Annotated in this window: 17 protein-coding genes and 1 CRISPR repeat array; of the genes, 10 read left to right on the top strand and 7 right to left on the bottom strand. The window is 60.5% G+C overall.

What is annotated here, in order from left to right; genetic code table 11:
- Positions 1-4: 4 nt before the first annotated feature.
- From lipB to P9L99_03515, 7 genes are all read right to left on the bottom strand, one after another.
- Positions 5-682, bottom strand: a complete 678-nt coding sequence (gene lipB, locus P9L99_03545) for a lipoyl(octanoyl) transferase LipB (protein ID MDP8222408.1) — start codon at positions 680-682, stop codon at positions 5-7.
- A 5-nt stretch (positions 683-687) separates the two neighbouring features.
- A complete protein-coding gene (locus P9L99_03540; protein ID MDP8222407.1) occupies positions 688-1425 on the bottom strand; it encodes a glycosyltransferase family 2 protein in 738 nt (245 codons plus the stop codon).
- Positions 1426-1508: 83 nt separating this feature from the next.
- Positions 1509-3653: direct repeats of the CRISPR family, unit length 36 nt; unit sequence GTTGGGGATTGCTCCCGAATTCGGTATGATTACAAT.
- A gap of 50 nt (positions 3654-3703) precedes the next feature.
- Positions 3704-4033, bottom strand: coding sequence for a CRISPR-associated endonuclease Cas2 (cas2, locus tag P9L99_03535; protein ID MDP8222406.1), 330 nt, complete (start codon positions 4031-4033; stop codon positions 3704-3706).
- Positions 4030-4911, bottom strand: coding sequence for a type II CRISPR-associated endonuclease Cas1 (gene cas1, locus P9L99_03530; protein MDP8222405.1), 882 nt, complete (start codon positions 4909-4911; stop codon positions 4030-4032). The genes cas2 and cas1 overlap by 4 nt, the downstream gene beginning before the upstream one ends.
- On the bottom strand, positions 4904-8059 hold the full coding sequence (gene cas9, locus P9L99_03525; GenBank protein ID MDP8222404.1) for a type II CRISPR RNA-guided endonuclease Cas9: 3156 nt from the start codon (positions 8057-8059) through the stop codon (positions 4904-4906). Before cas9 ends, cas1 begins: the two co-directional genes overlap by 8 nt.
- 260 nt (positions 8060-8319) lie before the next feature.
- Positions 8320-9324, bottom strand: coding sequence for an SPFH domain-containing protein (locus P9L99_03520; protein ID MDP8222403.1), 1005 nt, complete (start codon positions 9322-9324; stop codon positions 8320-8322).
- A gap of 9 nt (positions 9325-9333) precedes the next feature.
- Positions 9334-9834, bottom strand: coding sequence for a hypothetical protein (locus P9L99_03515; GenBank protein MDP8222402.1), 501 nt, complete (start codon positions 9832-9834; stop codon positions 9334-9336).
- Between the two features lie 149 nt (positions 9835-9983).
- On the opposite strand from P9L99_03515, the gene selA reads away from it, so the two are divergent.
- The 10 genes from selA (at position 9984) to P9L99_03465 (ending at position 23569) form a co-directional block, all read left to right on the top strand.
- On the top strand, positions 9984-11381 hold the full coding sequence (selA, locus tag P9L99_03510; protein ID MDP8222401.1) for an L-seryl-tRNA(Sec) selenium transferase: 1398 nt from the start codon (positions 9984-9986) through the stop codon (positions 11379-11381).
- Positions 11378-11695 carry a hypothetical protein gene (locus P9L99_03505; protein MDP8222400.1) on the top strand — a complete coding sequence of 106 codons (318 nt, stop codon included), beginning with the start codon at positions 11378-11380 and terminating at the stop codon, positions 11693-11695. The genes selA and P9L99_03505 overlap by 4 nt, the downstream gene beginning before the upstream one ends.
- 51 nt (positions 11696-11746) lie before the next feature.
- On the top strand, positions 11747-12241 hold the full coding sequence (locus P9L99_03500) for a hypothetical protein (protein ID MDP8222399.1): 495 nt from the start codon (positions 11747-11749) through the stop codon (positions 12239-12241).
- The gene (locus P9L99_03495; GenBank protein MDP8222398.1) at positions 12238-13149 is read left to right on the top strand and encodes a patatin-like phospholipase family protein; all 912 of its coding nucleotides are present in this window, start codon (positions 12238-12240) and stop codon (positions 13147-13149) included. Before P9L99_03500 ends, P9L99_03495 begins: the two co-directional genes overlap by 4 nt.
- Before the next feature lie 145 nt (positions 13150-13294).
- Positions 13295-14161 carry a hypothetical protein gene (locus P9L99_03490; protein MDP8222397.1) on the top strand — a complete coding sequence of 289 codons (867 nt, stop codon included), beginning with the start codon at positions 13295-13297 and terminating at the stop codon, positions 14159-14161.
- Between the two features lie 14 nt (positions 14162-14175).
- Positions 14176-15591 (top strand): aminopeptidase, encoded by a 1416-nt coding sequence (locus tag P9L99_03485; GenBank protein MDP8222396.1) that lies wholly within the window; start codon positions 14176-14178, stop codon positions 15589-15591.
- Between the two features lie 124 nt (positions 15592-15715).
- A complete protein-coding gene (gene mutS / locus P9L99_03480; protein ID MDP8222395.1) occupies positions 15716-18343 on the top strand; it encodes a DNA mismatch repair protein MutS in 2628 nt (875 codons plus the stop codon).
- Positions 18331-19995, top strand: coding sequence for an N-acetylmuramoyl-L-alanine amidase (locus P9L99_03475; protein MDP8222394.1), 1665 nt, complete (start codon positions 18331-18333; stop codon positions 19993-19995). Before mutS ends, P9L99_03475 begins: the two co-directional genes overlap by 13 nt.
- A gap of 2 nt (positions 19996-19997) precedes the next feature.
- Complete coding sequence (xerD, locus tag P9L99_03470) at positions 19998-20888, top strand: site-specific tyrosine recombinase XerD (protein MDP8222393.1); 891 nt, start codon at positions 19998-20000, stop codon at positions 20886-20888.
- A 44-nt stretch (positions 20889-20932) separates the two neighbouring features.
- Entirely contained in the window at positions 20933-23569 is a 2637-nt protein-coding gene (locus P9L99_03465; protein ID MDP8222392.1) for a hypothetical protein, read from the top strand.
- Positions 23570-23586: the final 17 nt, after the last annotated feature.

Raw genomic sequence — 23586 nt, 5'->3', positions numbered from 1 at the left:
GGCGTTAGCCCTGCACCATTTCGTCGACGAAGACCTCTTCGAGCGTTTCCTCGAAGTGCGAACCCACGGCCGTCACGCAGCGCCAGTAGACGTCGTACATCGAAAAGCGCCGGCCGGTCTCGCCTTCCAGCGAACTGATGTTTCGGTCCAGCCGGCCGCAGGGCACGATGTACTCGAACCCCTTGATGTCCCGCCCGATGTTGAGCGCGAAGCCGTGCGCCGTCACATTGTGCTTCACGCTGAAGCCCAGAAAGCCGACCTTGTGGCCGTTGATCGTAATGCCCGGGTCTTCTTCCCGGTAGTCGCCGTCCACGCCGTACGAGTCCAACACGCGGATAATCGCCGCTGCGACCTGGGTGACGAACTGCCGCAACTTTACTTGGCGGCGTCGCAGATCGAAGATGAAATACCCCACCAACTGGTCGGGGCCGTGAAAGGTGGTTTTACCGCCGCGGTCCACGTCGACCACGGAAATGCCGTGCGCTTCCAGTTGCTCGCGCGATTCCACGAGTCCGGCGTGATCGCCTCGTTCGGATACGCCACGCGTCACCACCGGCGGGTGCGACATCAACAGCAAGTAGTCGCTGTCACCGCGTTCGATGACCTGCTGCCGCAATTCCCGCTGCAGCGCCCATGCCTTCTCGTAGGGGGTTTGCCCCAAGTAACTCCATTTGATCGTCATCGCGTCTACCGATACGCTCCCTGCCAGTCCAGCCAACGAATTTTCAGCAACTCCAAAAACATACGGCTTGCGTCACCAATCGGGCTCACCCGACTGCTGGGCGAGTTGATCCACTTGACCGGTACTTCGACCGCCCGCAGGCCGTGCTTCTGCGCAATATACAGCAGTTCGACATCGAAACCGAAGCCGTTAAGTTGTTGCCGAGCAAAAATTTCCCGCACAGCTTTTTCCGAAAACGCTTTGAAACCGCACTGCGTGTCGTGAAAACCGCGCACCGTCAGAAGCCGCACCATGAGGTTGAAGGTGCGCCCCATGGTTTCCCGATACCACGGCTGGTGAACCACGACGTTCGATTCCCGCATCGCGCGCGAGCCCAGGCAGACCTCGCAGCCTTTTTGAAAATGCGGCCAGAACTTCTCGACCTCCTCAATGGGCGTCGAGCCGTCGGCGTCGAAAAACAAGCGGTACGCGCCGCGCGCCCGCGTGATGCCGTAGTTGACGGCGAACCCCTTGCCGCGGTTGCCGCCGTAGGACAGCAACTCCAGGGGCACCTGCCCGCCCATGCGCTCGCGGACGACCTGCTCGGTTTGGTCGCGGCTGCCGTCGTTGACGACGAGGATCTCCGCCGCATAGTCGACGGTGCGCAGATAGACTTCCAAATCGCCCAACGTGATGCCGATGCGCTCGGCCTCGTTGTACGCGGGCACAATCACCGACAGATGCGGCTTTTCTCCCTGCTTCATAAATCACCCGATGAAATGACGCCCCGCATTATAGCAAACCTTCCCCGCACGGCCAGCCTTTTCCGCCCGCCCGGGCGCGACACATTGGGGATTGCTCCCGAATTCGGTATGATTACAATCATGCTTCCGCCCATTGACGTACAGCATATGTTGGGGATTGCTCCCGAATTCGGTATGATTACAATTTTTATGATGGCTCTACTGTGTGTGTGTTGTTGGGGATTGCTCCCGAATTCGGTATGATTACAATCTCGCCGCGGCGGCGGCCGACTGCGCCGATGTTGGGGATTGCTCCCGAATTCGGTATGATTACAATACAACCAGGCGCGAGGTGAGTCGCGTCATGTTGGGGATTGCTCCCGAATTCGGTATGATTACAATACAACCAGGCGCGAGGTGAGTCGCGTCATGTTGGGGATTGCTCCCGAATTCGGTATGATTACAATATGATTCCGCCGCACATGCTCGAAGCACTTGGTTGGGGATTGCTCCCGAATTCGGTATGATTACAATCGACGCCACTTGCCCCGCCTTCGGCAATTGCGTTGGGGATTGCTCCCGAATTCGGTATGATTACAATACTGTTGGCACTGGCACTGCCCCTGTTACGTTGGGGATTGCTCCCGAATTCGGTATGATTACAATAGGACCAAAAATGACGATGGCGCGGGGGTTGTTGGGGATTGCTCCCGAATTCGGTATGATTACAATTTTCAATTGACGGTACGGTTCGCGACACTACGTTGGGGATTGCTCCCGAATTCGGTATGATTACAATCGATTGCGCTTTCACGACTGGCGCGGTTACGTTGGGGATTGCTCCCGAATTCGGTATGATTACAATGAAATTGAAGTCTGGTGTTCATTTGACATCGTTGGGGATTGCTCCCGAATTCGGTATGATTACAATAGCGGCGTGAATCGTCGCCACTACGGGGCCGTTGGGGATTGCTCCCGAATTCGGTATGATTACAATGAAGTTCAACGTCGCCAAGTTGGGTGGTTAGTTGGGGATTGCTCCCGAATTCGGTATGATTACAATACCGGAAGCATCACCGTTGTCCGTAATATGTTGGGGATTGCTCCCGAATTCGGTATGATTACAATGCGAAAACGCTGGCGACCCGATTCAAATTGTTGGGGATTGCTCCCGAATTCGGTATGATTACAATATCTCCGGTTTGACCGACGGCGATTTTGTGTTGGGGATTGCTCCCGAATTCGGTATGATTACAATAAGAGCCAACAGAGCCGTTGCCCAAATACAGTTGGGGATTGCTCCCGAATTCGGTATGATTACAATTGACGACCCCGTTATGGTTCTCGTTGTCGAGTTGGGGATTGCTCCCGAATTCGGTATGATTACAATTTCAATTTGTGTCAATTCTACGGCGGGGCGGTTGGGGATTGCTCCCGAATTCGGTATGATTACAATTTTACCGAGCGCGGATGTCTGGCATTATGTTGTTGGGGATTGCTCCCGAATTCGGTATGATTACAATCCTCACTCAACGTAGCGTTCGCCCTTCAAGGTTGGGGATTGCTCCCGAATTCGGTATGATTACAATAATATGAGTGGGGTCGGTCGCCTTTGTTCGGTTGGGGATTGCTCCCGAATTCGGTATGATTACAATAAATCGTCGTTCGTAGCGTGGCCGCGTCACGTTGGGGATTGCTCCCGAATTCGGTATGATTACAATGCCCGCATTCAGCCGGCCAGGCATTCTACGGTTGGGGATTGCTCCCGAATTCGGTATGATTACAATACTCTGGTGTGCCGGACTACCACGGGCGCGGTTGGGGATTGCTCCCGAATTCGGTATGATTACAATTCAGGTTGTTGCTCACGTAGATCGGAACACCGTTGGGGATTGCTCCCGAATTCGGTATGATTACAATCACGCCGTTTGCCGGGCCTGATTATTCCTTGTTGGGGATTGCTCCCGAATTCGGTATGATTACAATCTTCGATCGGTACGTTCATGCGCGTTTCCCGTTGGGGATTGCTCCCGAATTCGGTATGATTACAATACGTACTTAGACGGCCCCCCCGGCCGGCCCGTTGGGGATTGCTCCCGAATTCGGTATGATTACAATCACGCGCGGCGCCGTGTACTACGCCCACGAGTTGGGGATTGCTCCCGAATTCGGTATGATTACAATTCCGAGAAACGATCCACCGGCGATTTTGTGTTGGGGATTGCTCCCGAATTCGGTATGATTACAATAGACGGCAGCAATTCCCGGGCGATTTCGGCGACTTGGAGGTGAAAAAGCACTAAAAAAACTCCAATTGCGCGGGGGCGTGCTCCAGTTTGCCGCGTTTTTTTCCGGAAAAAACCTTCATCCGGCCGAACTGCTTGTCGGTGAGCATCAGCACGCGCACATGGCCTTCCGGCGGCAACGAGGCCTGCACGCGACCAGCATGCACTTCGGCGTTTTCCTCACTCGGGCACGGCCTGCCGTACACCGAGAATTGTAACATGAGAAAGCCCTCCTTGATAAGTTTCTTGCGAAAACGAGTATACTCCCGCCTCGCCTCCTTCGTATCGGTCGGTAGATCGAACATCACCATCAGCCACATCAGCCGGTACCCCGATACCCTCATCGCACCGGCAATTCCAGCGCGTTGTTCTCGCCGCGCAGGCAATCGACAAACGAGGTCGCCGTGCGATCCAACGCCACCGTCAGTGGGCTTTGCCCGCGGGCCGTGGCGATGGGCGTGGCCAGCAGGCTGTATAACTGCCGCTTGGTTTCCTTTTTGACCAGGGCGTGCCCCTGCCGCCACATAAACAACACGCGTTCGTCGACGAAGGGTCGATACGGTTCGAGCAGATCGTCCGCCAGCGCAAACGCGTTGTTGCGATGCGAATGCTCGATGCCGAGCGCCGGGTGCAAGCCCGCGCTAACGATCGCCCTGGCGGTGGCGGCGCGCAGCACCATGTAACCGAAGTTAAGCAGATTGTTGGGCGGCGGCCCCTCGCGCGACCGGCGAAAAGCTTTGCCGAAAAGCGCCGGCCAATAAAAACGCGCGCCTTGCGCCTCTTTGTTGTCAGGATCTCCCAGCCGCACGTTTTTGGCGAGTTGCGAAATACGCACGCGCGCCACATTTTTCTCCGGCAACATCGCCGCCTGCCCGGCCAGTTTGGCGCGCACCAGTTGGCGCCACAGACGCTTGCCCAGCGGCTTGTTCATCTCGATTTGCAGGCGCAGGCGCGCCGGGTGCAACTGGTTGCCCGCCAGAGGCAAAAGGAAACCGCACGGGTGGTGATCGCGGCCGCATACGGCGACCACCGCGCCGTTTTGCGACGCGGCGGCGAGTGCGGCTTGCGTGATGGTGCATTGGGTTTGATCGAGGATCAGCAGGCCGAGGTCTTCCCACGGCACGCGGCCTTGATCCTCTCCCTTGACCGACACAACCAAGTGAGCGTTTTCGGTGCGCAAGTGCGATCCCGGTGTCGAAACTTCGACGGTTCGCTTAATCATGACAGGATTTCACCCGACCGACAGCGTCCAAGGCGATCTTAAAGATTTTTCCGCTTAACGCCCCAACATTTTTTTGCAGAAGCTTCTTTTGTTCGACGGGTCCGGCGTCAGTCAAGCGGCGGAACCATACTCGACCCTGTTGATCCATCTTCTGAACGCGGTACGGATTGAACTCGCCATTCGTTTCCACAAAGACCGCTTCCCCTTTACAAAGCGACATCACGAATTTTCGCTTCTCGCCGTGATCTCGTTGGATGATGGGCTCGTTCGCGCGGCGGGCGCGGCGGGCAGCCTCCAACATCGTGACGGGTATGCCAACCCACTTGCGGCGGCCCTTGGCGTCGATTTCCTCGACGATTTCCATGTGGTGGTTGCTGCCGGTAATCACCGCGCGATACGGCTCGCCGTCGGGTCCGGGCATCAGCAGCGGCCGGTCGATCGTTTTCAGGACGCGCACTTTTCGGATAGGGATGGATTCAGGCAACGTGGGGTCCTTGCGACGCCGGGCAGCGGATACGGGCAACTGGGGCATGGTCTGCCACGCTTTGGCGGGTGTCACGCCGGTTTTCTTGGCGGGGTCAATGTCCTGGGCGAGCAGGTGCTCGCGGACGATACGGCGAATGGTTTTGTCTCGGATGCGCGCAACCATCGCGCCGGTGAGGTTTTCGACCTTGACGCGGCTGGTAAAGACCTTGGGATCCGCCGTGGGTCCATAGCTGGTTTCCTCGTGTAGCGCGCCGCCGATTTTTCGTTCGGCCCGGTGGGAAACGAGGATGCCTTCGGTGGTGATTTCACGGCCGTCGACATTCCAGGTGCGTACCTGGCGGCACAAGACTCTTTCGACCTCGCCTCGGAACCCTTCCCAGGGCGGCGGCACGTGCATTTCGTCACGCCGCAGTTCGCGCTTGGCGGCGTCGGACAAAGCTTTAACGAATCGCCGCTCGGTGCAGGCGATGACGACGGCGTCGACGGTGTGGTGGCGATGGTCGAGGCGACTCTTTTCGTTATCGCCCTCGGGGTTGAGGATCGTGTTGAGGCCCCAGAGATATCGCAGGATGGCCGTCACGCGGCCCGGACTGGCTTGAACGCGTTTTTCGCCGACGCGCTCGGCGGGTGGATAGAGCAGCGCGAGGAATGTTTTCACTTCCCTACTCGCGTAGCGCGTGTCAACGAGTTTTTGCTGGATGACTTCTTCCACGTCGATTTCCGCTCGCTGGAACTTAAGCAACTTGCCGCGGTTGTAGTGGTAGTAGCGTCTCACGCGGGTGATCATTTCCTCGTAGGCTTCGCTGTCCGGCCCGCCCTTCCATTGGAAGGGAGTGCGTTGGCCCTTATCGCGGTTGGCGTCGGTGAAGCAAAGCACTTTGTTTTGCAGGGAGTCATCCAGCGATAGCGAGTACGGCAGAATGTGGTCGATCTCCAGCACGTTGTAGTGAGATAGTAAGTGATCGGCGGTGATCGTCCGGCCGCTGTAGGGGCACTCGCACTCCTGTTCCTGCCAGAGACGGTAGCGGATGAGGTCGGTATTGCTGGGTTCCGGGTTTCCGTGGTCGGCGAAGAACTCCCTTGCCTGCCTATTTAACTTCTCGTTGTCACGCATTCGCCGCACGGCGGCTTCACGCTCGGCTCCCGAAGCTTTAAGGTCGCGCGCCAATTCGACGACGATACGCATCGGTTTTCCGTACATCGCCAAGAGCGCGTTGACGACTTTTCGCGTTTCGTGCAGACAGCGCATAACATTGGGGTTGGGCAAATCCGGCGGTCCGGGCAAGCGGTCCACGGGGTCGGTTTCCTCGCTATGCGGCAACTTGCCGTCTTCGGTCGCTTGCACGATGGCGTCATATTCCATCAGCCCCGCTTCCACGTAAGGCAGCAGAATTTCCATCGCCTTGGCGGAGTATCGCAGGTACGAGCCTTTCGGCTTGAACTTGGCGAGCTTCTCGGCCGCCTCATCATCCAAGCCCCATTGCCGGGCCACCTCGGCTAGTTTTTCCGGGCTTTCCTCGTGCGTGAGCAGGCTGCGGCGCTCGTGTTTCGTTTCCTCATCGAGCGCATCCCACGCTTTGCCGAACGCGGTAGCGAGCGCAGCTTCCACCGTATTGCCGTCGAGATCTTTGCGCCCGCCGGCCTCGAGGTTGAAATGGGAGTCCTTCGCAAAGCCGAGAATTGTCTTCATCCTGCCGAATGTCATTTTTTTCTGGCGGATCAAACCCGCCACGAGCTTGGCGGCTTCCTCGACGGTCAGCGGACGTTCCGCATGATGCCCTTCCATGACGCGCAGATTGTTGACCTCTTTCCAAATGCGGAATTGCTGGGCGATCCATTCGCCGGCGCCGCAACGTTTCTCGTCCGGAATGAGCGAGCAGGCTTTGAGTTGTGGCGCGCGCAGGGCGTTGGCACGTTTGGGCAAAGCGGCACGGCGCTCGTCACTGATGGCGAAATCGCGCTGGAAGAAAATGTTGTTGTGGAGGCGCGCGCGAAGTTTCTCCGTCAGCAAGGCCGGATGGTGCGCCTGCTGCGCCTGCCAGACGGCGTCAAACTCCGCTTCAACCATGTCGCGGCTGAAGCGACGGTTGCGCAACCTTGTCTCACCGTACTCCAAACGCCGGGAATCGCGCCCGAGACGCCACAAGAATTCTCCGAGCGTACGACAAGCGGCTTCGGTGATCAGCGCCTGAAGCGTTCCGATCTCTTTGGCAACCTTTCCTTGCTCCTTGTCGTCGCTGCTTTCTTCTTTGCGGTTCGACTTGAAACCGCGATGCTGCGCCAAGTGGTATAGCGCGCGCCCCAATTCGTGAGGCGGCAGTTTTTCATCCAGCGCCTTGGCTCGTGCTTCGTATGGATTTACAGCGGCGAAAAGTTGAGCCCGCTCTTTTTCAGATTCCGGCAGCAAGCCCGCATCGCTCAACGCGCTCTGCAGCGATTCACGCCGCGAAACCCTTCGCGCTAATACACGGCGTGCGCCGCGATGCATGCGACGATCGGCGTTTTTGATTTTCGGATTGCTCAGGTTTGCCGAGCGATCCACGATCGGTGGAAACACTCGGGACCCGGCATCAATGAGGCCGGCCGGCTGCCCGTCCACAACTTTGATTACCGCCCAACCGAGTGAAGTTTCCCCCAAATCCAAACCGAGAATATAGTCCATCGGAGACTCCTTTGAGAACTTGTCATAGAAAATCGGCAATTTGGTGTGTTTATCGCAGGCGTAAAAAAACCGACAAAGTTTTGATTGACAGACTATGAGAAGAGTGTCAATATCATTTCGTAATCATACTGAATTTGGGAGACTTTTCCCAACAAGGTCTTCGGACCGTAGGCTCTGCCCCGCTTCGGCGGGGCAACCGTTTTTTAAGGCGTCTATACCAACAACGCCGCGCGCCCGGCACGCCTCGTTCAGATCTCTGTTTAGATCTCGGAGAGGATTTCCTTTTTCTTGGCGTCGAAGTCGGCTTGATCGATCAGGCCTTGGTCGAGGAGGCCTTTGAGTTTGGTCAGGCGCTCGGCGATGGTGGGCACTCCCACGGGGGCCGCCGGCTGAGCGCCCTCGCCTTTGCCTTCCTGCTCGCGGCGCATGGCGTCGGCCATCATTTGCGGCATCATCATGCCCAGGCCCGCGCCGAGCCCGGTCGACATGGCGCCGCCGGCTTCGCCGGGATTGTTCGCCGCCTCGCGCATCGCCTTGGCTGCTTGGTATTGGGAGTACTTACCCATATCGCCCAAGGCGCCCATGCTGGCGCGCTCGTTGATCGCCTTCTGCACTTCTTCGGGCGGCGTGATGGCGTTGATGTAAAAATCCATCAGTTCCAGGCCGAACTTGGCGAAATCCTCGCCCATGCGAACCTTGGCCGCAGCGGCGAGTTCGTCGTAAAGCGCGGCGAGCAAAAAGACGGTATCCAAGGCTTCGCCGAGGATGTCGTTAAGCCGCGAGATGATAATATCCCGCAGGAAATTGGCGATATCGGCGGTGCCGTAACGGCCGCGCCCGGCTACGAGTGTGTTGACGAAAAGCAAGGGGTCGGCCACACGCATGGTGTAGCTGCCGAAGGCCCGCAACTGCACGTATCCCAATTCGGAATCTTTGAAGGGGACGGGTTCTTTGGTGCCCCACTTCAAATCGTTGAAGACGTTTTGCCCGACGAAGATGACTTCCGTGCGGAAGGGGCTTTTGCCGCCGTCGAAGAGCGTGCCGATCAGCCCGGCCAACAGGGGCAGGTTTTCGGTCGTCAGCGTGTGGCGGCCGGGTCCGAAGACGTCGAGCCCTTTGCCGTCGCGGAAGAAGACCGCTTTTTGGTATTCCCGTACGACGAGTTGACTGCCCAACCGGGTTTCGGTGCTGCCGTGCTCCGGGATTTTGTGGCAGATTTCCTTGCCCGAAGGGTCTTGATACTCGATGATTTCCAAGAGGGCCATGGTCGCCTCCTACAAGCCGGTTCGGCCGGCAATGGCGCGGCGCGATTCGATCAGCGCTTCGAGTTTTTTGATTTCCACCCGCAGACTAGCCAGGGCGGTTTTTGCGCCGTCCTCGTCGGTGACCGAGGCGCACAAGTCGCCGCAATCCCCCACGAGTTGCTCGACGGTATCGAGGATTTCGAGGTCCTTGTCGAGCATGTCCTGCAGTTCCGGCTCGTTGATTTTCTTGCGATCGAACGCACCGGCGTAGCCATAGGCGGCGAAGCGATGCGACTCGCGCAGCCGGCCGATGATCTGGCCCAGGCGATCGAAATCGTCCAACAGGCTCAGTTGCATCTTCTCCAGCAGCACTTTCTTGATTCCCGTAATGCCGTCCTTGATTTTCGTCATTTGGTCGGCCGCGTAATCGCGCACGAGTTTATCTTGTTCGCGAAGGTCTTCGCGCTCCAGAAACTCAGCGACGCCGGGCACTTTTTCGGCCAGTTCCCGAAGTTTATCCGCTACGCTCATGTCACGGCTCCAATAGTCGGTTGAAGTGGAATTGCTTGTACCCTATGTACCATAGCCAATGATTCTCCGGAAAGCCAGAAACGGAAAAGAACCGGCCTTGCCCCGTGGGCGCTGGGTTCCGTATAGTCAGCGCCATGACGAACAAAGCGTTGTCCGATAAGCTTCGCGCCCTGCCGGCGGTCGGCGATTTGATTCACCACCCCGACGTGGCAGCGATGGTTGAACACCTTCCGCGCTCCCTGGTCGTGGATGCACTGCGCGCCGAAATCGACGCCGCGCGCGAACGGCTGAAAAACGACCTCGCGATCGAGATCACCGAGGCGGACATCGCGGCCGGTGTGCAACAGCGGGCGTGCGCGATGGCCGCGCCGAAGCTCAAGCGGGTGATCAACGCCACCGGCGTCGTGGTGCACACGAACCTGGGTCGCTCGCCACTGGCCAAAACGGCCATCGAGGCCGTCGTGACGGCGGCGAAAGGGTACTCCAACCTCGAGTACGACTTGGCTGCGGGCCGGCGCGGCAGCCGATATGCTTTGGTCGAGGAGCTCCTGTGCGAGTTGACCGGCGCCGAGGCCGCGCTGGTGGTCAACAACAACGCGGCGGCTGTCATGCTGGCGCTTTCGGCCTTCGCCCGAGGCCGGGAAGTCGTGGTGAGCCGTGGTGAATTGGTGGAAATCGGCGGCAGTTTTCGGATTCCCGCGGTGTTGGCGGAAAGCGGCGCGCGCCTGGTGGAAGTGGGCACGACCAACCGCACGCATCGCAAAGATTTCGAGCAGGCCATCGGCGAACACACGGCGGTGCTGCTGAAGGTTCACACGAGCAACTATCACATTCTTGGATTTACCGAGAGCGTATCGGGCGCGGATTTGGCGACGCTGGCCCACGCGCGCGGGCTGCTGGCTTTCGAGGATTTAGGCAGCGGCTCGATGCTCAACACCGCGAGTTTGGGGTTGCCGCACGAGCCCACGGTGGCCGAAGCGCTGCAGGAAGGGCTCGACTTGGTCACGTTCAGCGGCGACAAGCTGCTGGGTGGTCCCCAAGCCGGGGTGTTGCTCGGCGGCAAGAAGATCATTGGGACGATCGCCGAGAATCCGCTGCACCGAGCCCTGCGCGTCGACAAAATGACGTTGGCCGCCTTGGAAGCCACGTTGCAGTTGTACCGCGATCCGCAACGCGCCATGCGGGAGATTCCGACCCTGCGCATGCTGGGCGCGAAGAACGAAACGTTGCGCCGACGCGCGCGTACGATTGCCCAGGCGCTGGCCGCGGCTCTCGGCAAGCACGCGAAGGTGAGCGTCGTAAAATCCCACGGGCAAGTGGGCGGCGGCGCCCTGCCCTTTGCCGAATTGGCGGGTCCGGTGGTCGCGATTGCGCCGAAGCATTTGTCGGTCGACCGGGTGGCGTCTCGATTGCGGGCTCGCGCCGTACCGGTCATTGCGCGCATCGAACGCGATCGCCTGTTGCTTGATCCGCGAACGATTCTTGACGGCGACCGGCGCGATTTGCACATTGCCTTGGTGGAAACACTGACCGAGGAAACTCCGTGAACCCAAAGCAACTGGCCACAACCTGCGACCGCTGTGGGCGGGAATTGCCGCTGGGCGCGACCAAATACCACGCCTTTGTGGAAATCACGTCCGTCTGGGACGGCTTTCTGCCGGCGTCGGCGCGCGATGAGAGTTTGGCGAAGCTCGTCGAGGAGACCGCGAAAATGGATGAGGAAACCTTGGAGAACCAAGTTCATATGGAAATAGACCTGACGCTCTGCCCGCAATGCCGCCATAAATTGTTGGTGGTGCTGGGCGGCGAGGACGGCACGTTGATCGGCCTGAAGCGCAAGCGCAAATCGCGGTTGCAGTAAGGGCTGCGTGTTCCGCGGCGCCGGGAACGCGACGACCGAAAGGGAGTCATGATGAAACGCTGGATTGCCATCGCTGTGTTGCTGCTCGTGGTTGGCGCCGTCGTCCACCATTGTTACCTGCGCCCCGAGGCAAAAGTAGAAGCGGCCGTCGTGGCGGCCATTACGGCGATCGAGAACGAGGACCGCGACGCGGTGAAGGCGTTCTTCCATCCTCAGTTTCAAGACTTACTGGGCTTGGGTGCCGAGGAATGGATGATGTTGCTCGACTACAGCCGGGAGCGCTACAAGCAGGTCGACATCAAATTGATCCAACCGGACGTCGAGGTCGACGGCGAGAAGGCAACGTTCCGATGTCACGTGCGTGTCGACGCCACCGTGGCCGAGACGATTTCGAAACAAGGACCGCCGTCGCGACCGACGGCTTACCGGCAAAACGTGGAACTAACCCTGGCGAAAGACGGCTCGACGTGGCGGCTCGTCGGCATCGGCGACGTGACGGCCGCTGAATGGGGCATCCCGGTCGACAGAATACTCGGCGGAAAATGAGTAAACGCGTAAAAATCGGTTTGGCTTTGGGGGGCGGAGCCGCGCGCGGCCTGGCCCATCTAGGCGTGCTCCAAGTGTTGGAACGCGAACGGATACCCGTCGACCTGATCGCCGGGACGAGCATGGGCAGCTTAGTGGGCGCGGTTTACGCGGCGCGGCCGCACATCGACAAAATCGTGGAGCGCGTCGTGCGCTTCTATTCCAGCCCCGAGTTCACCAATTCGCGCATCCACGACCTGCGTCGCGGGGCGGAAGAGGACATGGGATTCCTCGACGCCGTCGTCTCGCGCTTGCGCAAAGGCATCGCGTTGGGCAGCCAGGTCACGCGCCTATCGTATTTGGACCGCGAAGACTTGTACTCACTTCTGAAGCCTTTCATTGACGACCGCGATATTCGCAGCCTGCACATCCCACTCGGCGTGATCGCGTGCGAAATGGTCGGCGGGGTCCAACACGTTTTTCGCAAGGGCTCGGTCATTGACGCGGTCGCCGCCTCGAGCGCGATCCCGGGCGCGTTTCCGCCGATCAAGCTCGGTGACGCGGAGTACATCGACGGCGGCGTCGTCAACATGGTACCGGTCGGCGTGGCCCGCGAGATGGGCGCGGATATCGTCATTGCGGTCAACGTTTCCCATGACGCGATGCACCCGGCGGAACTGAAACGGGCGTTGGAAGTGTATTTCCGGACGCACGAGATCACCAAGAAGATACTGATCTCGCTTCAGGTGAGCGAGGCCGACGTTGTGATCACGCCCGCGGTCGGCGAGCATCACTGGGCCGACTTCACCGCGGCGGAAAAAATCATCGCCGGGGGACGGGAAGCCGCCGAAGCCGCCCTGCCCCAAATTCGCCGCGCGCTGCGTAAAAAGAAGCCGTCCATCTTTCGGAGGCTGTTGAAAAGGAAGTGAAAAACAAACCGCGTGACGCCCCCGTTCAACGGGGTGCGCGGCGCGCAGGAGGGTCCCCGATCGACCGCGCAACGAGGTCTGGCGAAAAGCCTAATCGGGCGTTATAGTAACCGGTCTTAGAGCTTCTACTTGTTGGAGGTAGAATATGTCTTTCCCGCGCCTGATAGTGGTATTCATGTTGCTGGTGACCCTGCCGTTCGTCGCCGTTTTCGCTTGCGGCGACGACGACGATGACGACGACATCGACGGCGACGACGATGATAACGACGATACGACCGCCGACGACGATACGACCGCCGACGACGACACCGCCGACGACGATGACGACGACGATGACGACGATACGCCCACCGGCCCCGCGCCGTTGATCGACGGCTTATCGCTGCTGCCCGACGAGGGATATTCCGGCGATCTGATCTCGCTATCCTTCCACTGGCAGGATCTCGAGGGCGACGTGAACGGCGGCGTTGTTGAACTCTTTTTCGACGGCATAAGCGCCGGTACCTTCGATGCGGTCACCGCGGGCGAATTTTCCGGATTCATCGACTTCGCCTACCAGATGTCCGAAGACCTACCTACCGGCACCGTGAACGTCGAGATCGAATTGACCGACGTGGCCGGTAATAAGAGCAACCGGGTCGCCGCGACGTTCCGCTCCTACGGAGTGAATACCGCGCCGGTTATTTCCAATCTCCGTTTCGATCCGGATCCGGCCTGCACCGCCGACGGCGCGACCTTCGATATCATTTTCGATTACGTGGACGCCGAGGCCAATCTCAGCGGCGGCACGCTGTCGATCATCATCAACAACACCTTCCCGCCGGTGGGCGGAACCCTCACCGGATCAGCGCCACCGCAGGGATCGATCGGCCTGGAGTTCGGCTTCGACGGCGGCGTGCCCGACGGCGAAATCGTGAATTTCAAGCTGCAACTCTCCGACAATCGGGGTCTCGCTTCGAACATCATCGGCGGGGATTTGGAATTCTTAGATTCTGCTTGTCCCAAAAAGTAGGAAGGAGCGACATCATGCCCAAAGAGGAAAGCTTCAAACAGCTAAAAAAGAAACTCTTGCGGGAGCGGCTGGCGGCTCACGATCATTTCACGGCGGATCGGCGTAAAGAAGTCGAACCTTTCTGCGCCGACTACATGGCCTTTTTAGACAAGGTCAAAACCGAGCGCCTGGCGGTGCGGGAAATCGAGCGCTTCGCCCGGCGGGCCCGCTTCAAATCGTTACGGGCCGATGCCACGGGCAGCCGGTTCTATTACTCCTTCAAGGGCAAGGCCGCGGCGCTGGTGCACCTCGGACGCCAACCTATTTCCAAGGGCGTCAATGTGGTCGTAAGCCACGTGGATTCCCCCCGCTTGGACATGAAACCCGAGCCACTCTATGAAGACCAAGGCCTGGCACTGCTGAAAACCCACTACTACGGCGGCATTCGCAAACACCAGTGGGTCACACGGCCGCTGGCGCTCTACGGCGTGGTCGTGCTCGCCAACGGCGATACCGTCGAAATCGCGATCGGCGACGACGATGGCGATCCCGTGTTCACGGTCACGGACCTGCTGCCCCACCTGGCCGCAAAAGCGCAAAACGCAAAAAAGATGGCCGATGCGATTCCCGGTGAGAAGCTCAACGTGCTCTTCGGCGGCCGCCCCTTGGGTAAACCGGGTGACGGCAAGAACCGCGTCAAACTGCAAATCCTAAAACTCTTGTACGACAAATACGGCATCGTGGAAGAGGACTTGATCTCCGCGGAGTTGGAGTTTGTCCCGGCCGGGCCGGCGCGGCACGTGGGCCTGGATCGCGCGGCGATTGGCGCGTACGGGCAGGATGACTGTATCTGCGTCTACACGAGCCTGCGGGCATTGCTCGACCTGGACAAGCGGCCCAAGCGCACGTCGATCGCCTTGTTCATGGATAAGGAAGAGATCGGTTCGTTCGGCAACACCGGCGCACACGGGCGGTTTTTTCCCGATTTGATCGGGCGTCTGCTGGAACGAGAAGGCGTCTGCAGCGAAATGGCCGTGTTTCGCGCCATCGCCGAAAGCCGCGTACTATCCGCCGACGTCAACGCCGCATTGGATCCCTCATGGCCCGACGTGCACGACAAACGCAACGCCGCGTACTTCGGCCGAGGCGTCTGCCTGACGAAATACACCGGCTCGCGCGGCAAATCAGGAGCCTCGGACGCGCACGCCGAATTTCTCGGTGAGGTGCGGCGAACCCTGAACGCAGCCAAGGTGCCGTGGCAAACGGGCGAACTGGGCAAGATCGACGAAGGCGGCGGCGGAACCGTCGCGCTGTATTTCGCCACTCACGGCTGCGACGTGCTCGACGTCGGGCCCGCATTGTTGTCGATGCACAGTCCTTTCGAACTCGCCCATAAGGACGACGTATACAGCGCTTACTTGGCCTACAAGGCGTTTTTCGAAAAGGCCTGATCCGCGGCCGATACGCCGGCGCGATCTCTGAACGGCTAAGGCGTCTTATCCGCTCCGGACGATCTGTTTGAAGCGGTCCATCGATTTTGTTAGCTTGTCGATTCAAGTTCCACGGGATTGCGGCATGGCCACAAAGGCGACCAAAAAACTTACGCCCATGATACGCCAGTACCTCGACATCAAGTCGCAGTACCCGGGCCATATCTTATTGTTTCGCATGGGCGATTTTTACGAGATGTTCTTCGAGGACGCCGAAATCGCCGCGAAGATCCTCGACATCGCCCTGACGAGCCGCTCCCACAAATCCGCCGGCGAGCGAATCCCCCTGTGCGGCATCCCCTATCATGCGCTGAGTTCCTACCTGGCCAAGCTGGTGCGCGCCGGGCGCAAAGTGGCCATTTGCGACCAGATCGAAGACCCGCGCCAAGCCAAGGGGATCGTCAAACGCGCCGTCACACGTGTGGTCACGCCGGGCCTGGTGATCGGCAGCGACGACTTGCTCGACGAAAAAGACAACAACTACCTGATGGGCGTGTACCTGGCCGACGACGAATACGGCTTTTGCCTCTGCGACCTCTCGACGGGCGAGTTTCGGATCGGACAACACGAGTCGCTGGAGGATCTGGCCGATGAATGGGTCCGCGCGGAACCGGCGGAGATTATTCTTCCCGAGGGCTTGCAGGACGACCCGCGCGTGGCGCAACTGCAACAAGCGTTGCCCGGTCGCTTCTTGACCTTTCAATCGCCCGACACCTTCGATCTGGACGACGCCCGCGCGCGCCTGACCGAGCAGTTTCCGCGTTTCGAGCCCAACGACGAGTTGGCGCCCGCGATGTGCGCGGCCGGGGCGACGTTGATCTACCTGCAGATGACTCAGAAACGCGAGCTGGCGCATCTCCGCGAGATCATCGTGGATCGGTCCGGCGCTTTTCTCGTCTTGGATGAAGCGGCGAAGCGGAACCTCGAGTTGACCGCCAACCTCCGCGACGGCGGGCGTCGTGACAGCTTGTTGGCCGTGCTTGACGAAACCCGCACCGCCATGGGCGCACGCCTGCTGAAGCGTTGGATCACCTATCCCCTCGTGCAGCCCGAGCCGATTCGGGGACGCCTGGACGCGGTGGCCGAACTCGTGCAGCGCCGTGCCGATCGCGAAGCCCTCGGCGAGGCCATGGAGACGATCCACGACTTGGAGCGCCTGGCGGGGAAGATCGGCCTCGCATCCTGCAACGCCCGCGACCTAGTGAGCTTGCGCGTCAGCCTCGCCCGCCTACCTGATTTGCAGGCGGCGTTGGCGGTCTTTGAAAGTCCCCTCTTGCGGGAACTGGTCGAGTCGCTGGACTTGCTCGAGGACATTCGCGGTCTGCTGGATAACGCTATCGATGACGAACCGCCGATCACCGTGCGCGAGGGTAGTCTGATCAAGAGCGGCTACGACGAGCAGGTCGATGAGTTGCGGCACATTGCCCGCAGCGGCCGCGGCATCATCGCCGAGATCGAGCAGCGCGAGCGGCAGCGCACCGGCGTGACGAGCCTGAAGGTCCGCTACAACAACGTCTTCGGCTACTACATCGAAGTGAGCAAAGCGAACCTGCACCTCGTGCCCGAGGACTACACACGCAAGCAAACGCTGGTGAACGCGGAGCGTTTCATCACGCCCGAGCTCAAGGAGATCGAGGAGAAGATTCTCACCGCGCAGGACAAGCTGAGCGAGCTCGAATACGACTTGTTCACGCAAGTGCGGCAGATTGTGGCCGACCAGGTCGAGCGCATTCAAACCAGCGCCCGCGTGGTGGCGCAAGTCGATGTGCTGGCGTGCTTCGCGCTGCTGGCCGAGACCCGCGGCTACTGCAAGCCGACCGTCGGACCGGACGACACCTTGGATATCAAGGACGGCCGCCATCCGGTCGTGGAGGTTGCGTTCAAGGAAGAACGATTCGTGCCCAACGACGCCTTCCTGGACATCGGCGACAACCGCCTGCTGCTGATCACCGGTCCGAACATGGCCGGCAAGTCCACGTATATACGCCAAGTCGCGCTGATCGTGGTGATGGCCCAAATGGGTTCGTTCGTCCCGGCGTCCAGTTGCCACGTGGGCGTGGTCGACCGGGTGTTTACGCGGGTGGGCGCGTCGGACAATCTGGCCCGCGGGCAAAGCACGTTCATGGTGGAGATGACCGAAACCGCGGACATCCTTCGCAATGCGTCGCGGCGCTCGCTGATCGTACTCGACGAAGTCGGCCGCGGCACCAGCACCTTCGACGGCCTGTCGATCGCCTGGGCCGTGGCGGAATTTATCCGCGACGAACAGCACGTCGGCGCACGCACCATGTTCGCCACGCACTATCACGAGTTGACCGACATGGCCCGCACCCTCCCCGGCGTGCGGAATTTCAATATCTCGGTCAAGGAATGGAACGACGACATCCTCTTTCTGCGGAAGATCGTACCCGGCGCGACGAGCCGTTCATACGGAATTCAGGTCGCACGCTTGGCCGGGCTGCCGCCGCAGGTTATCGACCGCGCCAAGGAAGTGCTGGCTAACCTCGAAGCCGTGGAGTACGACGAAGTCGGCCACGCGCGGATCGCCAAGCGGCAATCCGAAGAAGGCAAACCAAAAACCGGCCAACTGCAGTTGTTCGCCGGCGCGCCCTCGCCGGTGGAAGAGGAAATCCGCGCCATGGACCTGGACGGATTAACGCCGCTGGAGGCCCTGCGCGCCCTGGTCCGCTTACAGGAGAAATGCAAAAAGTGAAGCGCCTCGCCGCAGTCCTCATCCTACTGTGCTGGCTGGCCGCCCCGCTGGCCGCCGACGATATCGAGGACGCTTATCTACAGCTTCGCGCGGCCTACGATGATTTTCTGGGCAACATCCAAGCACAGCATCAACGCGTGCAGTGGAACAAACATATCCGCGGATTTCTCGATTTCGTGGAGGCGTTCCCATCGCACTCGCGAGCGCCCGACGCCTTGTACTTGGCCGGCGACGCCTACACACGACTCGCCCGTTGGTCGGGACGAGAAGCCGATTTGCTCGAGTCGCTGAAGGTTTTCGATTGGTTGGCGCGAGTGTACGGCGATCACCCGTTGGCCGACGACGGGCTGCTTCGCGCCGCTGAGATTTGGGAAAAGAAATTCGACCGGCCCGCTGACGCTTATCGCCTCTACCGGGAAATCGTCGATCGCTACGCCGATGGCGACATGGTCCAAAAGGCGCTGGACGGAACTGAGCGCCTCGCGGCGTTCGCGCCTGAACCCGAGCCGACACCCGAACCGACACCCGAGCCCGCACCTGAACCGACACCCGAGCCGACGCCAGAGCCTACACCGGAACCAACGCCCGAACCGACTCCTGAGCCGACGCCCGCACCCACGCCGGAGCCCGCCGCGCCGGCCGGTCCCTCTGTCACGAAAATCGAAGCGTGGAGCATCGCCGGACGGACGACAATCGTGGTTTACCTGTCGGCCCCGGTGCTTGTCGAGCATGCCGCCCGGCCGCCCCGCAGTGACGACGAAAGCGGCACGGTAACAGTCGATTTGCGCGGCGCGGTCCTGCCGGAGACGGTGGAGCCGCCGAATTTGACGAGTGGGCCCGTGCGGCACATCGCCCTACAAACTTCTGCATCCGGCGTGCGGCTGACGTTGGATACGAAGTCGTTTTCGGGAACGCGGGTCAACCTGCTGCAAGCCCCGGCGCGGGTCGTGATCGAGATCAAAGCGCCGGGAAGCACTAGGCTGCCCGTCGCCGACACGTTGATCGTGCTCGACCCCGGCCACGGCGGTTCGGACCTGGGCGCTCACTCCGACGGGCTAGTCGAGAAAACCGTCGTGCTGGACGTGGCCAAGCGCGCCCGCAACCGTTTGGCCGCGTTGCCGGGCGTGCGCGTTTTGCTGACGCGCGACGACGACGCGTACCTGCCGCTGGATGCACGCTTCGCGTTCGCCAATGACGTGCAAGCTGATCTCTTTGTTTCGCTGCACGTCAACGCCAGCCCGCGACTCACGAGCAACGGCATCGAAACCTACGTGTACGAACCGCAGATCAGCGCCGAAGACGAGGGCATTGTCGACTTTGAAAACCAAGCGGGGCGAGCCGGTGTTTTCTCACCGGCGCAAATCGACGTCGCCGAGCGCGCCCGCCTGGGAGCCTTGTCCTCGTCGCTGGCATATTCGATTCAGCGGCGGCTTTTGGGTCAGGCGCGGACGGTGCGGCACGCCGCAAACCGGGGCGTCAAAGCGGCGCCTTTTTTCGTTCTTTCCGGAGCGCGCATGCCGGCGGTGCTCGTGGAGATCGGCTTCGCGACGCATCGGCAAGAGGCGAAGCTGCTGACACGGTCGGATTACCGCGCCAAACTTGCGGAGGGAGTCGCCGACGGCATCGTCCTTTTCTTGGCCACGGAGTCATAGCGGTGGAAAGCTGGATCGACGCCTATCTGGCGCACAAGAAAGTCGAGGACGGCGCCAGCCCGCACACGCTGGATGCCTACGGGCGCGACCTAGCGCGTTTTGCCACGTTTTGCGAAGGTCGCGACTTGACGGAAGTCACCGCCATCGACGAGGCGGCAGTACTCGCCTTCGTGGTGCACCGGCGCAACGTGGACGGCGTCTCGGCGGTCACCGCGCAACGCAACCTGGTCGCCGTGCGAAGTTTTCTGCGCTTTCTGGTCTTCGAGGGCGCCCTGCCCGGCAATCCGGCCGAGTTGGTCGATCTGCAAAAGAAAAAGCTGCGATTACCCAAGACACTCAACGAAAAGGAAGTGGAAAGGCTGCTCGCCGCGCCCGATGTCGCGACGCCGCTCGGGCTGCGCGATAAGGCGATGATCGAAACGCTCTACGCCAGCGGCCTGCGGGTTTCGGAATTGGTCGGCCTGCCGATGGGCGCGCTGCGTTTGGACATCGGCATTCTGCGCGTGCTGGGCAAGCGACGGAAAGAACGGCTCGTGCCGATCGGTGACGAGGCCGGCCATTGGCTGCAACGCTACTTGGACGAAAGCCGTCCGCGCTTGCTGATAAAAAAGGCGGGCGACGCGGTGTTCCTTTCGCAAAAGGGCGGCCCGATGACGCGGCAGCGATTCTACGTCTTGGTGAATCACTACGCGAAACTCGCGGGAATCCCGCGCAAGATTTCGCCGCACGTGCTGCGGCACAGTTTCGCCACACACCTGTTGGCTCACGGCGCCGATCTGCGGGCGGTGCAGGAAATGCTCGGTCACACTGACCTTTCCACGACGGAAATTTATACCCATGTAACTCGCGAGCGGCTGAAGTCGATTCACCATAAACATCATCCGCGAGGATAACGACTGGCGTCGGCGGGTCGTTTTTGCTACGAATCCCATAACTGATGAATGTTGTCGCCACCCATACGAATCCCGACTGGGACGCCATCGGCTGCTTGCTGATGACACGCAAGCTGTATCCCGGCGCGGCGTTGATTGTGCCCGAGCCCCACGGCGAGTTGCTCACCAGCGAAACGACCGCCGCGATGTTGCGCAGCCTGCGACTGAAAAAGGCCGAGGAGATATCTTTCGCCGATGTCGATCGGCTGATTCTCGTCGGCACGCGCCGTCCGGATAACATCGGCGGTTTGGTGGCTTTGGCCGAGAACCCCGATATCGAATTGCACCTGTACGACAATCACCCGCGCTCGCCCGTCGATCTCGAAGGTACGATGGAGGTGACCGAAAAAACCGGCGCCTGCGTCACCATTGTGTTGCAGCTTCTCCTGGCCCGCGGGCTCAAACTGATGCCCGACGAGGCGACCTGGGCGCTGCTCGGCTTGTTTGAAAAAACCGGCGGCCTCACCTTGCCCCACACGACGTCCGATGACTTTCGCGCCGCCGCTCAGCTACTGGATTTCGGCGCCGACCTCGAGGTGGTCGCCACCACCGCTCGGCAGGCCATGAGTTCGGATGAGACCGTGGTGCTCGCCGATCTCCTGCGTAGCGCCCGGCCTCAGCAAATCGGCCGCCTGCGGGTGGTTGTCGGCGAAACCGCCGCTCCGTCGGATGTGGACGTTCATCGATGCGCGGCGCGCCTGCACGCTTTGCGCGCCGGCGATGTAACGATCGTCGCCGTCACCCACACCGACGCGATGACGGTTTTCGCTTTTACCCGGCCGGGACGCGGGGCGTTGGCGTCCTTGGCCGAAGTGCTCCACGTGCCCGCGGAGGGGAATGAACTGACGGCGATCATCACCGGGCGCAAGACCGGGGACGTCCTGAAGGAATTGGTGGACGCGGCGATGATCGGCCAACAGCGCAACACGTGCGCGGCCGACTTGATGTCACCGCCCGATTCGCTCCCACCTTCGTTGACGGTGGAACAAGCTGCGCGGCGCTTCGTCATGGGCCGCGAGTCGACAATGTTGGTGGCCGATGAAACCGGTAAACCGGCGTTCCTGCTTTCGCTGACCGACGCGACCTGCGCCCTGCATCACGGCTTGGGCCCGCTGCCGGTCACCCAACTGGCGTTCGAGGAACAACTGGATGTTCTGCCGGCCTCGGCGACGGTGCCCGAACTATTTCCCGTGGTCCGCGACAGCCGCCAAGCGATCTTTCCGGTTATGTCCGAATCGCGTTTCGTCGGCCTCCTGTCGCGGGAGACCGTGCTGCGGGCGACCGCCGATGAATTCTTCGTCGCCGACACGGACCAAACCCCCACACCGCAAACTACGGCGGGCGCTGACAAACGCTACGCCGCCACGATGCGCAAGTTGCTGCGACCTGACGCGCACGAAACGGTCGTGCAAATCGCAGCGCAATCCGAGGCGCTGGAGACGCGGGCGTTTTTAGTCGGGGGCGTAGTACGCGATCTGCTTCTCGGGCGCGGCAATCAGGATTTGGACGTGGTCGTCGAAGGCGATGCGGCCGCGCTGGCGCACGCCTTTGCCGAAGCGGTCGGCGGTCGTGTCGTGGAACACGAGCAGTTCGGCACGGCGACGGCGTACGGTCCCGCCGGTTCGGTGGATTTTGCCGGGGCCCGTCGCGAGTGGTACGACGAGCCGGGAGCGCTGCCGTCGGTCGAGGCGGCGTCGTTGGACGAGGATTTGGCGCGCCGCGATTTCAGCATCAACGCCATGGCCCTCGCGCTTCATCCGAGCGAGTGGGGGCATCTGATCGACCCCTTCGACGGCCGGCGGGATTTGCTCGCCGGACGGATGCGCGTGTTGCACCCGCTGTCTTTTGTCGAGGACCCGACGCGGTTGTTTCGCGGCGCACGCTTCGCCCAACGCTTCGGATTTCGCTTCAGCGCTCACACCGATCGCCTGTACGACGAGGCTGTGGCGGGCGGTTACGTAAACCGTGTCGAACCCGCGCGGCTCTGGAAAGAGATGCAGCTCGTGTTCGGTGAAGAAGACGCCGCGGCGGTGTTGGTCGTGCTGACCGAACGTGGCGTCTTGGCGGGCATTCATCCATCGTTTGCCGTCGATGATCAGAGCGCGAAAACTTTGACGCGCGCTCAGGCGACGATTTCCTGGTATCGGCGCTTGGACGATGTCGCGGCGGTCAGCGCTACTCACTTCTGGTTGGCCGTGTTGACCCTGACCATGAGCCCCGCCGAAAAGGCCGAGTGGGCGCCCGGATTGCCGCTGGCCGAGAACACAATGAGCGAAATCGCCGAACTGCAGGATGCCGCGGTGGCGCTTCGCGAACGCCTCGTCAAACGCCCTCCCCACCTGACGAGTCAGCTTGCGGCCTTGATGCGAGAGCAGGCACCGCCGGCGGCGCTGCTGGCGACGGTTTTTGACGACCAGGACATCGCGTCGCAGAACGTCAAGGCGTATTTCTCATCGCTGGCGCGAATCAAACCCGAGTTGACCGGCGACGATCTGGTCAAAATGGGTTTGGAACCCGGCCCGGTTTTCAAGCAGATCCTCGATGAAGTGCGCGACGCGAAGCTCGACGGCAAAGTTGACGGCAAGATGGAAGAGCTTCGGCTGGCCAAGCAAATTTGGGCGCGGCTCTCGCCAAGCCCTTGATCACGACTACATTCCTC

Origin of the sequence: Candidatus Lernaella stagnicola, assembly GCA_030765525.1 — a bacterium.
GTDB classification, from domain to species: domain Bacteria; phylum Lernaellota; class Lernaellaia; order Lernaellales; family Lernaellaceae; genus Lernaella; species Lernaella stagnicola.
The sequence above is the reverse complement of the archived record's forward strand: the minus strand, read 5'-3'. Positions and strand labels throughout refer to the sequence as shown.